The 12,272-nt window shown below is 44.1% G+C and carries 11 protein-coding genes; 6 read left to right on the forward strand and 5 right to left on the reverse strand.

The window, feature by feature from the left end:
* Positions 1-29: 29 nt before the first annotated feature.
* Positions 30-812, forward strand: a complete 783-nt coding sequence (locus tag OCW38_RS03800) for a class I SAM-dependent methyltransferase (protein WP_010436540.1) — start codon at positions 30-32, stop codon at positions 810-812.
* A gap of 14 nt (positions 813-826) precedes the next feature.
* Here the strand turns inward: OCW38_RS03800 and OCW38_RS03805 are convergent, their stop codons facing one another.
* Both OCW38_RS03805 and rnhA read right to left on the reverse strand, forming a co-directional pair.
* Positions 827-2,164 (reverse strand): IS4 family transposase, encoded by a 1,338-nt coding sequence (locus tag OCW38_RS03805; RefSeq protein WP_261893540.1) that lies wholly within the window; start codon positions 2,162-2,164, stop codon positions 827-829.
* Positions 2,165-2,380: 216 nt separating this feature from the next.
* Positions 2,381-2,845, reverse strand: a complete 465-nt coding sequence (gene rnhA, locus OCW38_RS03810) for a ribonuclease HI (RefSeq protein ID WP_010436543.1) — start codon at positions 2,843-2,845, stop codon at positions 2,381-2,383.
* Between the two features lie 56 nt (positions 2,846-2,901).
* On the opposite strand from rnhA, the gene dnaQ reads away from it, so the two are divergent.
* On the forward strand, positions 2,902-3,669 hold the full coding sequence (gene dnaQ / locus OCW38_RS03815; protein ID WP_010436546.1) for a DNA polymerase III subunit epsilon: 768 nt from the start codon (positions 2,902-2,904) through the stop codon (positions 3,667-3,669).
* Positions 3,670-3,678: 9 nt separating this feature from the next.
* Positions 3,679-4,926, forward strand: coding sequence for a TIGR03503 family protein (locus OCW38_RS03820; protein ID WP_065100263.1), 1,248 nt, complete (start codon positions 3,679-3,681; stop codon positions 4,924-4,926).
* A 197-nt stretch (positions 4,927-5,123) separates the two neighbouring features.
* Here OCW38_RS03820 and fadE read toward each other — a convergent pair whose 3' ends face one another.
* Positions 5,124-7,589: an acyl-CoA dehydrogenase FadE gene (gene fadE, locus OCW38_RS03825; protein ID WP_065100262.1), complete on the reverse strand. Its 2,466-nt coding sequence runs from the start codon at positions 7,587-7,589 to the stop codon at positions 5,124-5,126.
* 328 nt (positions 7,590-7,917) lie between these two features.
* Here fadE and lpcA point away from each other — a divergent pair, with 328 nt between their 5' ends.
* Together lpcA and OCW38_RS03835 are read left to right on the forward strand one after the other, a co-directional pair.
* Positions 7,918-8,493: a D-sedoheptulose 7-phosphate isomerase gene (gene lpcA, locus OCW38_RS03830; RefSeq protein WP_010436554.1), complete on the forward strand. Its 576-nt coding sequence runs from the start codon at positions 7,918-7,920 to the stop codon at positions 8,491-8,493.
* A 64-nt stretch (positions 8,494-8,557) separates the two neighbouring features.
* The gene (locus OCW38_RS03835) at positions 8,558-9,403 is read left to right on the forward strand and encodes a class II glutamine amidotransferase (RefSeq protein ID WP_010436557.1); all 846 of its coding nucleotides are present in this window, start codon (positions 8,558-8,560) and stop codon (positions 9,401-9,403) included.
* A gap of 100 nt (positions 9,404-9,503) precedes the next feature.
* Here OCW38_RS03835 and purN read toward each other — a convergent pair whose 3' ends face one another.
* Positions 9,504-10,178: a phosphoribosylglycinamide formyltransferase gene (gene purN, locus OCW38_RS03840; protein ID WP_261895163.1), complete on the reverse strand. Its 675-nt coding sequence runs from the start codon at positions 10,176-10,178 to the stop codon at positions 9,504-9,506.
* A gap of 132 nt (positions 10,179-10,310) precedes the next feature.
* Positions 10,311-11,351, reverse strand: a complete 1,041-nt coding sequence (purM, locus tag OCW38_RS03845) for a phosphoribosylformylglycinamidine cyclo-ligase (protein ID WP_010436562.1) — start codon at positions 11,349-11,351, stop codon at positions 10,311-10,313.
* Between the two features lie 169 nt (positions 11,352-11,520).
* On the opposite strand from purM, the gene upp reads away from it, so the two are divergent.
* Positions 11,521-12,147 (forward strand): uracil phosphoribosyltransferase, encoded by a 627-nt coding sequence (upp, locus tag OCW38_RS03850; protein WP_010436563.1) that lies wholly within the window; start codon positions 11,521-11,523, stop codon positions 12,145-12,147.
* Positions 12,148-12,272 lie beyond the last annotated feature (125 nt).

The following is a 12,272-nucleotide window of genomic DNA, read 5'->3' on the forward strand; positions in this document are numbered from 1 at the left end:
TGAGACAGAATAAGTGAGATAGATTATTGATGAAGCCAGCGCGTAGCAGAAAGAAGTTTGAGCGTCCTTACACTTGGGCACAGTTGCACAATGGGGACTGGTTGAGAGAATCAATTCAAACTCGACTCGATGAGTGGTGTCCAAAGCTTTTTGGTTACCACATGCTCAAGCTCGGCGGCCTCAGTAGTGAGATTTCTAGCTGCACATGCAACATTCAACATCAAGTAAACCTAGATATCCAGAACCCATTACATAATGTGATAGCGGATGGCTATAATTTACCCTTTTTAGAGAAAAGTTTTGATGTTGTGGTGCTCAGTCATCAATTAGATTATAGCAATGACCCACATAGGTTATTGAGAGAAGTTGACCGAGTGATGATGGACGATGGCTATATTATCATCACAGGCTTTAATCCGTTTAGTCTTACTGGGCTTGCGAGTTTACTACCTTGGCGAAGAAACAGTTTACCTTGGAGTGGGCGCATGTATACGCCAAGTCGAGTTAAAGACTGGTTAGGTGTACTAAATTATGAAGTGATCCACTGTGATACCTACGCGCTGTTTCCGATGAGTAAATATCAGGCGATGTGGACGTGGTTAGAGAATAGCTTGGGCGGTTGTGCATCCTTTGCGGGAAGCCAATACTTTATTGTTGCTCGCAAGCGTACTTATCCGCTCAAACCGATTAAGCCTCATTGGCACCTTAAACGACGTTTTTCTCCTGTTGGAGCGAGCTTTAGAACCAATACGCGTCGTACAATGGATTCAGCCAAAGCTTCATACCCGCTAAATACAGAAAAAGCCGACTAGAGGTCCAACACCTATCATTTAAGGTGTTTAGATCGCACAGTGTAGCGAGTCTTACTAAAACGAACGGTCCTACCTTTGGGCCGTTTTTGTTTTTCGGGCAAAATATAACGTTTCACTCGCTCTCTCATAGCTCGCAGCTTTTTGGGAATAGAACCTGGAGAAGCGATAGCACACCACATTAGCTCATCTTGAATATCTCGAAGTGCCATCGTAAAGCTTATCCTAAGTGGTGAGACTTCTGCCTCTTTTGCTATTCGGCTAATCTCCAGACGGATTAAGTTATACGCGATAAGGATACCCCATACCTCTTGCTTTACACCCTCTACAGATTGACTGCGGAGCAGAATTTCATCTTCAAGCATGTCATGCTTAATCTCGCCATAACTCTTCTCGATTTCCCACCTTTCGAAGTACACGTCTAATAATGATTTTAAACTGTATTTTCTATCTGTTAGAGAAGTCAGCAGCCCTTGTATATGATTGGGTTGTTGTTCACCATCATCGGGGTATAGAGCCAGCCTCGCTTTCCACGTTTCCGGGAGGCTCGGGTCTTGCTTTCTAGCTTGTGGAGAGACTTTCATCTCTACAATCAGATCTCGCCCATCATCATCGAGTTGCTCGATGGTTTCATACTTCACATTCGACTTTATGGGCGTCATCCAGTGACTTGTCCCATGCTCTCGTTGCCAGTTAAGCATAAGCTCTGCGCTCAGGTAGCAACGGTCAAAAATGGTCAATGAATTCGGGACAGCTGATGAAATTAAATCTTTTGCATAGCTAATTTCACCTTTAGAACTTTCCCCAAAAGCCACATCATGAATAAGTCGACTCCGTAGGGATGTGAGTGCGCACATTCGAACGATTGGATATTCAGTGTGCCTGTCTTTTCGGTAGTAAACATATTGATAATGCTCAGCTAAGCTTGGGTTATCGTGCGTTCTAAACTGTGTGCCATCAATTGAAAATAGGCTCAAACCATTCCATTTATCACCCGCATCTTCCGACTGTGTCCAGTGCTTTGCTGTGATTGAGAATAATGACTCTAAAGGTTTAGCGGTGAGGCGCTTTCTCGCCTGGGGAATCGCACTAGGTGCAATAGACTCACCCAATGAGTTAGACAATTTGAGGTCGAGTTTATCGAGTACATCGGTAATCGGTCTATCTCGATAGAGACCAATACCAACGACTAACCATACAACAAGTTCGGCAGGTAACTTTCTACGACGCATACTCGCTTTGTTCGTTTCAGATAAAGCTTGGTTTATCCAATCTAGCGGAAGGTCTTTTTGGAACAAAGAAAGAGATTCTGGATTAGCAAAATCGTCAACATCGATTAACCAGTGTGACAGCATAAAAAATACCCTTAAACAGAAGTGCTTAAGGGTATTGTCAACCATCTGCAGGATCGTTCAACTGATCAGGAAAATGCTTAAATGATCAGTGTTAGACTAGAGGTCGGCTTTTCATCTATTCATTGGGCTAAGAAATTATCAATTTCTTTAATAAGTTATCAATCAGTTCGAGAAACTATCTTGGTTCAAATGTTACATCGAATTGAACTAAGATAATTAGCTTGGTTGATAACCAGTATCCTCTTGAGTTGGATTCTCAGCCGCAGTTCGCGCTAGGTCATCACACATTTCGTTTTCTCTGTGTCCCGCATGTCCTTTTACCCAGCGCCAATCAACGGTGTGACGAGCAGTTTCTTTATCAAGCCTTTGCCAAAGATCGGCGTTTTTAACAGGTTTCTTATCAGCTGTTTTCCAATCTCGCTTTTTCCAGTTGTGAATCCACTGTGTGATACCTTGGCGTACGTATTGGCTATCGGTGGTCAAAATCACAGAGCAAGGCTCTTTGAGGGTTTGGAGAGCAACAACAGCGGCGAGCATTTCCATACGGTTATTGGTTGTTAGCGTGAAGCCTTCTGCTAGTGTCTTTTCGACTTTTTTGTAGCGAAGTACGATACCATAGCCACCCGGACCAGGGTTACCTAAACAAGAACCATCAGTGAAAATTTCAACTTGTTTCGTCATGATTTGATACTATTACCTCAAGCACATTATCGGCATAGTCTGACACAGTTATCCTTATGAATACCAGTAGCACTCCAGAACAAAGCACGAACGAAAAAAACAGTTCGAACGAAAATAAGCGCATTGTTGTACTCGATACCGAAACCACAGGTATGAATACAGAAGGTGGTCCTCACTATATGGGCCACCGCATCGTTGAAATTGGTGCAGTAGAGATCATCAACCGTAGGTTGACCGGGCGTCATTTCCACGTGTACATCAAGCCCGATCGTGCGATTCAAGAAGAGGCGATTGGCGTTCATGGTATTACCGATGAATTCTTGATTGATAAGCCTGAATACCAAGATATACATAAAGAGTTTCTCGACTTTATCAAAGGTGCGGAGCTGGTGGCTCATAATGCGCCCTTCGATACGGGTTTTATGGACTATGAGTTTGAGAAGCTTAATCCAGCGATAGGTAAAACGGATGACTACTGCAAAGTCACCGATACCTTGGCAATGGCGAAGAAGATATTCCCAGGTAAAAGAAACAACCTAGATATCTTATGTGACCGTTACGGTATTGATAACTCGCACCGTACTCTCCACGGCGCATTGCTCGATGCGGAGATCCTAGCCGACGTCTACTTATTGATGACGGGTGGGCAAACTTCGCTACAATTTAACGCTGGCCAACAAGAAGGCGAAGCCGAAAGTATACGAAGAGTAGAAAGTGGTCGAAAATCCCTAAAGGTTTTACGAGCTACGGCCGATGAAGTAGAAGCGCATCAAAATCGTTTAGACCTCGTCGAGAAAAGCGGAAGCTGCCTTTGGCGTCAGTAGGGAGAAAGTATGTTAAGGGTATTGGCTACCGGTTACTTATTGCTGTTAAGCTTTAGCTTACATGCAGCAACGGAATCCGTAATGAGTTTATTGGATAACCGTTTTCGCGTTGATCCCAGTATTGAACAAGTCACCTTTGTGATTTATCGAGCCGATAACTCTAAACCCGTCGTTTTGGTTCGCCCTGATGGCAAGAAATACTACTCTTGGCGCAATGCTGATAACGTCCGTTGGTACGAAGAATCATCTATGGACATTGTCTCTATTGATAAGCCAATGCCAGGCCCTTGGCAAGCGATAGGTAAAGTCTCACCTAAGAACAACATTAAACTATTGTCTCATTTGGTTTTGGATGCCAACGAATTTCCAAATAAGTTGTATCAAACCGAACACATCAAGTTCACCGCTCGTTTGACCTCAGATGGCAAACCTCTTGTTCTGCGTGATTTTCTGGATCGCGTGAAGCTCAAGGTGACGTTTACTAAGTTTGTCGAAAACGAAGAGTCTTTAGTGAGAGAGGCGCGCCCGGTCCCTGTTGTGATGGGAGAGTTTGCCGACGACGGTACAGGTTTAGACGAAAAAGCCGGAGATGGCGTATTCACAGTATCGTTACCTATTGATATTGAACCGGGCAAATACCGCGCGCGTATTACTTCTGGCAATGGCGTGTTTTTGCGAGCGCAAGAACAAGAAGTACTCGTGTATCCAACCCCCATTACCACTACTTTTATCCAGTCTCGCAAAGAGGGTTTACCTCATACTATCGTAGTGTCCGGCGAGCAAGGCATGATCGCGCCCAGCTCTTTGGCGGTTCATGTTGAGCACAAGGCTCCTGATGAGTTTGTTATGTACAGACAAGGCCAAGCTATGGTTGATGCAATGAAAGTGTCTCTAGAGGTACCTTACGCTGGTGAACTGGGTATTTATAACTGGTCGGGGATGGTTTATGCCACTGATGCTTCAAGCCAGCGTCCGCTGATTTTCCCAATTACTGAGCAATCGTACAGCGTTGTTGAAGATATCGATTTAGCGGAGTCACGACGCCTTCAAGCAGAAGCGCTTGAGGAGCAAAAGCGTATCACAGCAGAATTAATGATACTTCAGAAGCGAGAAGATGACAGGCAACGTAGTATGGTCATTATCGCGGTGGGCAATGTGATCGCGATTCTATTGGGTTTGTTGGTTTGGTTTGTGGTTCGAAAGGTGAAAGTGAAGAAAAAGGCTCAACCAGAAATGCAGTTAAAGGCACCTAAGTAAGCTTGCAATCTATATGGTCTTTGTAAGTATGAGCATTGGCATATAAATCATTGGTGTAAGACCGATTTGCGTTGGTATTGTAAAGAATCATAGTCGTTATTAAAAAAACGGGACTCATAAGAGTCCCGTTTTTTATTGCTTGTTTGCTTCAGCTACCCGTTCGATTTTAATGTCTCGTTTAGCCTTGGTTATCGATGCTAGGCAACGTTCTCAATTGATTGATCTGGGTACTGTGATTTTGCAGCAAGCTTTTCTGGAGAGAAGTCGTCAACGTTAATTGTATACAGTCTGTGTTCCTCTGCACTGACAAGCAACGCAGCTTCTTTCTCAGTTAGGATGCCTTTCTCAAGCCCTAATTGAGCGACAAGGTCTAGTCGTAAGAAAGCGCGTTTTTGATGCGTTTCTTTACAAACTTTATCGAACAGTGGCTCAGCTTGAAGAATCACTTCGAGTGCTTTCTCAATCTTACCTACTGGGTTATGTTCAGTTGCTTCTAAGTATTGACCACGGCCGATACGTGAACGTGTTTCGCTCGGCGTTTGAATAATATGCGCTACTTGGCTATCTAGCTTGTCGTTTGGTGCGCGACGAATACGGCCAAATGGCATCAATACAACGCGAAGTAAACGACCAATCACAGGGCTAGGGAAGTTTGCTAAAAACTCATCAATAGCGACTTCTGTCTGTCTTAGGCTGTCTTGCATACCCCAATGTACTAGCGGTAGATCTTCAGCGTGGCTGCCTTCGCTTTCAAAGCGTTTCAGTGTTGCTGAACCTAAGTAGAGTTGGCTCAGGATATCACCCAGTCTTGCTGATAGGCGTTCTCTGCGTTTCAATGAACCCCCTAAAACGGCCATTGAGATGTCAGAAAGTAGCGCTAGGTTGGCACTGTAGCGGTTAAGCTGTTGGTAGTAGCGCTGTGTCTGTTTATCTGTTTTATTTAATGGTGTTGGTGCATCTGAACCACGACCATCGGTTAAACCAAACCACAAGCTGCGGACTAGGTTGCTCATAGTAAAGCTAACGTGCCCTGCTAACGCTGAATCAAACTTATCAAGCGCATCGCTGCTTTCAGAATAAGCGGCTTCCATTTCGTTAAGTACGTAAGGGTGACAACGAATCGCCCCTTGGCCGTAGATGATCATTGAACGAGTTAGGATGTTTGCACCTTCAACTGTTATGGCGATAGGCGAACCTTGGTAACCACGCGCTAAGAAGTTGGATGGACCTAAACAAATACCCTTACCGCCGACGATATCCATCGCATCAATGATGCTGCGTTGGCCACGGTGGGTACAATGATACTTAACGATTGCAGAGATAACCGAAGGCTTTTCGCCAAGGTCGATACCTGCGACGGTTAGGTTACTTGCCGCATCCATTACATAGGCGTTTCCTGCTAGACGTGCCAGTGGTTCTTCAACCCCTTCCATACGGCCGATAGGTTGCTTGAATTGACGACGAATGCGAGCGTAAGCGCCTGTAGCTAATGCCGCAGATTTAATGCCACCTGTCGAGTTTGAAGGCAGTGTGATACCACGGCCAACCGACAAACACTCAACCAGCATGCGCCAGCCTTGACCTGCCATTTTCTGACCACCAATGATGAAGTCGATAGGCACAAAAAGGTCGTCGCCTTTCGTTGGGCCATTTTGGAACGGAACGTTAAGCGGAAAGTGACGGTTGCCAATCTCGACGCCTTTTAAATCCGTTGGAATCAACGCACAAGTAATACCAAGATCTTGTTTATCTCCAAGCAGACCATCAGGGTCACGTAGTTTAAAGGCTAACCCTAAAACGGTTGCGACAGGAGCAAGAGTGATATAACGCTTGTTCCATGTTAAACGCATTCCAAGTACTTCTTCGCCTTGCCAATCTCCTTTACATACAATGCCGTAATCAGGGATTGAACCGGCATCTGAACCAGCTTCTGGGCTAGTTAGGGCAAAACACGGGATCTCTTTACCTTCTGCCAAACGTGGGAGGTAGTGGTTTCTTTGTTCTTCTGTACCGTAGTGTTGCAATAGTTCACCGGGGCCTAATGAGTTAGGTACGCCTACGGTTGATGACAATACACTAGACACGCCAGTTAGCTTTTGTAGAACCAAGGATTGAGCGTAAGCTGAGAATTCTAAACCGCCGTATTTTTTCTTGATGATCATGGCGAAGAATTTATGGTCCTTCAGGTATTGCCATACTTCCGACGGTAAATCAGCAAGTTCATGTGTCACTTGGTAATCATTGACCATTGCACACACGTCATTAACCGGGCCATCTAAAAATGCTTGTTCAGCTTCTGAGAGTTTTGGATCGGCGATGTTTTGTAGTTTTTTCCATTCAGGCTTGCCTTTGAATAGCTCTGCTTCCCACCATACAGTGCCTGCTTCTAGAGCCTCTTTTTCTGTCTGAGACATTGCTGGTAGAACTTTCTTAAATAGAGAAAGCGCCTTTTGGCTTACTAGGGTTTGACGAATAGTCGGTACAGCAAAAATCGCTACCGCTAATAGGTAACAAAGCCAACCAGTAATCGCGACGCCGCCAAACAGTGTGAGTGCTATCATCGCGCAGGTTAGTACAACTAATGCACGCACCAGACTAACTCTATGGTAAAGACAGACGCCTAAGATGACGGTCATGCCGAGTAGGGAGAGCAATATGTTCATGATCGATTTCCTTTTCAGAGATCACTTATTGTTATTAAGTTTTAGGTAAGAGGTCTAACCAGTTAAGTGTAAACAAAATATTAAATATTTGTAAAACTCTAAATTGGATAAAAAGCGATCTGAATAGAGTTAAAATTCTAATTGTGAGAGGTTGGTGGTGAATATTTGGGCGGATCGACAGTGACTGGTTAATAAAGGTGGCAATCTTTGGGCTTAAGTGTCGACACTATTTCATGTTTGTGGGTAAACTCAGTTAAAAGAGGGAAAAACCCTCAGCTCTCATTTCACGTACTTTAAGTTGCGTAACAAAATATAAGAGATAAGCCTTATGTACCAAGACCTAATCAAAAGTGAATTGAACGAAGCTGCTGACGTTCTTAACAAGTTCTTGAGTGATGACCACAACATCGCTCAAATTGAAGCGGCTGCAAAACTGATTGCCGACTCATTCAAACAAGAAGGCAAAGTGCTTTCTTGTGGTAACGGTGGCTCACACTGTGATGCCATGCACTTCGCGGAAGAGCTTACTGGTCGATACCGTGAGAACCGCCCAGGTTATGCTGGTATTGCGATTTCAGATCCTAGCCATTTATCTTGCGTGAGTAATGATTTTGGTTACGACCACGTATTTTCTCGCTATGTAGAAGCGGTAGGCCGTAAAGGTGATGTGCTGTTTGGTTTGTCGACTTCTGGTAACTCTGGCAACATTTTAAAAGCGATTGAAGCTGCTCAAGCGAAAGGCATGAAAACCATCGCCCTAACAGGTAAAGATGGCGGTAAAATGGCAGGTTGTGCAGACATCGAAATCCGAGTTCCACATTTTGGTTACGCAGATCGCATTCAAGAAGTTCACATTAAGATTATTCATATTGTGATTCAACTTGTTGAAAAAGAAATGGAATAGTCGTTTACAGAGATTTAAAGCACAGCTTAGGCTCTGCTGGTTTTAATAGGGAGTAGATTAAACCATGTGTGAATTGCTCGGTATGAGCGCGAATGTGCCAACTGATATTTGTTTTAGTTTTACTGGTCTGATGCAGCGTGGAGGTAACACAGGTCCACACCGTGATGGATGGGGTATCACTTTTTATGAGGGAAAGGGTTTTCGTACTTTTAAAGATCCTAACCCTAGCTGTGAATCTAAGATCGCAGAGTTGGTTCAAAACTACCCAATTAAAAGCCAGGCTGTTGTCAGTCATATTCGTCAAGCCAACCGTGGTGGGGTTAATCTTGAAAATACTCACCCTTTTACCCGCGAACTTTGGGGAAGATACTGGACTTTTGCTCACAATGGTCAGTTAACAGACTACGATGATCTTATCAGTGGTCGTTTCAGACCGGTAGGTGAGACGGACAGTGAGCTCTCTTTTTGTTGGTTATTAAAACAGCTCGAGGATCGCTTTCCTGAACCGCCTCAAGACATGGAAGGCATGTTTCGCTTTGTTGCTGAGTGTTGTGACCAGTTACGAGATAAAGGTGTCTTCAACATGTTGTTGAGTGATGGTGAGTATGTGATGACGTACTGTACCAATCATTTGTACTGGATAACAAGACGCGCGCCTTTTGGCAACGCGAGCTTAATTGATGAAGACGTTGAGATTAACTTCCAAGAAGAGACCACGCCGAACGATATAGTTACCGTAGTGGCAACTCAACCTCTTACATGCAATGAGGAGTGGTTTAGAATGAAGCCTGGCGAATATGCGCTGTTTCATTTTGGTGAGCTGATAGGTAACAACCATCAAGCGTTAGAAGATGTTGCTTACGCACCTAAAAAAGTTGCGAGCCAAGCACCGACTGAGCCATTGAGCTAAAACCTCCGGGTAGTATTATTTGCTCTGAACAAAAGAGAGGCCGCTTACTGAACCAAAAGATCAGTAAGCGGCCTTTTTATTTGATTTAGTTTTTGACGAACTACTCTTCTGCGTAACCGTGCTTGCCCAATGCTATACCGTCTAAGATCGCTTGCCCGTTTACCATTAATAAACGATCTTCAGCGAACCATTTGCAGACCATCGGATAAATACAGTGCTCTTGGGTGAGGACTCGGCTTGCTAACATGTCAGCATCATCGTCTTCAAAAACTGGTACCTTAGCTTGTAAGATCACAGGTCCGCCATCGAGTTCTTCTGTTACAAAGTGAACACTTGTACCGTGCTCTTTATCTTGCGCATCAATAGCGCGCTGATGGGTGTGTAAGCCGGGGTATTTAGGAAGTAGAGAAGGGTGGATGTTGATCATTTTCCCTGCGTAATGGTGAACAAACTCTGAACTTAGAATACGCATGTAGCCCGCGAGCACGATCAAATCGGGTTGGTAAGCATCGATTTGAACCATCAATTCATGATCAAACTCTTCGCGTGAACCAAAGTTTTTTGGATTAACAGAATGTGCGTTAACACCTGCGGCCTTTGCTCGCTCTAACCCAAAAGCCTCTGCTTTGTTTGAGAACACAGCTTTAACAGAAGCATCAATCATATTGTTATCGCAGGCATCTAAAATTGCCTGTAAGTTACTTCCGCTTCCTGAAACTAAAACAACGATGTTTTTCTTAGAGTGACTGGTTTTATTTGAGTGATTATTTTTCATAGAGTGGGTCATACGATTAGTTAACAGGACTGTTTACAATTTACCTACATAAACTAAGGTTTTCTGCGGGCCAAATAGCAAAATGAGGACCATTAGGTCCTCATTGATTAACTAAATAAGTGAATACATCACTTATTTGATTTCTACTTGCTCTTCACCAGCTTCAGCGTTTGCGATCTCACCGATAACCCAAGCGTTTTCGCCTTCAGCTTTCAGTAGTTCAACAGCTGCTTCAGCTTGATCTTTAGGTAGAGCCACAACTAGGCCTACACCACAGTTGAAAGTGCGGTACATTTCAAATGTTTCCACGTTACCTTTCTCTTGTAGCCAATTGAAGATAGCAGGCCATTCCCAGCTCTTGCCATCAATCACTGCTTTAGTGCCTTCAGGAAGTACGCGTGGGATATTTTCCCAAAAACCACCGCCTGTGATGTGCGAGATAGCATGAATGTCATGCTCAGCAATCATCTTAAGCGCTGACTTAATGTAAATCTTAGTTGGTTCTAGTAGGTGCTCACCGATTGTGCGGCCTTCTAGTTCTTCACTCTTATCAGCACCAGAAACTTCTAGAACTTTACGAATTAGAGAATAACCGTTTGAGTGTGGACCACTTGAGCCAACAGCAATAAGTGCGTCGCCTGCTGCTACTTTAGTGCCATCGATGATGTCAGCTTTTTCTACAACACCAACACAGAAGCCAGCTACGTCATAGTCGTCACCTTCGTACATACCTGGCATTTCAGCCGTTTCACCACCGATTAGTGCACAACCAGCTTGAACACAGCCTTCAGCAATACCAGAAACAACGTCTGCAGCTGTATCTACATCTAGCTTACCTGTTGCGTAGTAGTCTAAGAAGAATAACGGCTCACCACCTTGAACGATTAGGTCGTTCACACACATTGCCACTAGGTCGATACCAATGGTGTCGTGTTTTTTCAGATCCAAAGCAAGGCGAAGTTTAGTACCAACACCATCAGTACCTGAAACCAGTACTGGCTCTTTGTATTTCGTTGGAAGTTCACATAGGGCGCCAAAGCCACCAATACCGCCCATCACTTCAGGGCGACGAGTGCGTTTAACTGCACCTTTAATACGGTCTACTAGTGCATTACCTGCGTCGATATCAACACCAGCGTCTTTGTAGCTTAGAGAAGAAGTATTACCACTCACGGGATAGTCCTCGAACTTAAGTTGGATGTGAAAACGGCGCTATTCTAACAGGGCTTGATTACGAAGAGCAAACGTTTGCGCGGTTTTTTTTATTAGAATAAAGATTCTGAAATAACCACACAGTTCGTGTATAATCTACAGGTTTGTTTAAATATTGCCGGAGTTGGAAATGAAAGTTGTTGAAGTGAAACACCCGCTAGTAAAACATAAAATTGGCCTGATGCGTGAAGGTGAGATTAGCACTAAGCGTTTTCGCGAGCTAGCAACAGAAGTGGGTAGCCTTCTAACGTATGAAGCGACATCTGATTTCGAAACTGAGCGAGTAACCATTAATGGTTGGAATGGCCCAGTAGAAGTTGACCAAATCAAGGGTAAGAAAGTAACAGTAGTACCAATCCTACGTGCTGGTTTAGGTATGATGGATGGTGTACTTGAGCACATGCCAAGTGCTCGTATTAGTGTAGTTGGTATCTACCGTGATGAAGAAACACTAGAACCTGTACCGTACTTCAACAAGTTAGCATCTAACATTGATGAGCGTATTGCTCTAGTTGTTGATCCAATGTTAGCGACTGGCGGTTCTATGATTGCAACTCTTGATCTACTAAAAGAGCAAGGCTGTAAAGTCTTTAAAGTGCTTGTCCTTGTTGCTGCACCTGAAGGTATCGCGGCTCTAGAAAAAGCGCACCCAGATGTTGAGCTTTACACAGCTGCAATCGATGAGAAGCTAAACGACAAGGGCTACATTGTTCCTGGTCTTGGCGATGCTGGTGATAAAATCTTCGGTACTAAGTAATTCGGTTTCAGCTTAAGTGACTCAAACCGTTTCTTAACTCGCTGAATTAGCCGTATTAATAAAAGAGGGAGAGCATTCGACGCTCTCCCTTTTTTGATCTTGTTGGTTTGTGATTCTTTTGAATC

The sequence above is a fragment of the Vibrio cyclitrophicus genome (assembly GCF_024347435.1).
Taxonomy (GTDB): domain Bacteria; phylum Pseudomonadota; class Gammaproteobacteria; order Enterobacterales; family Vibrionaceae; genus Vibrio; species Vibrio cyclitrophicus.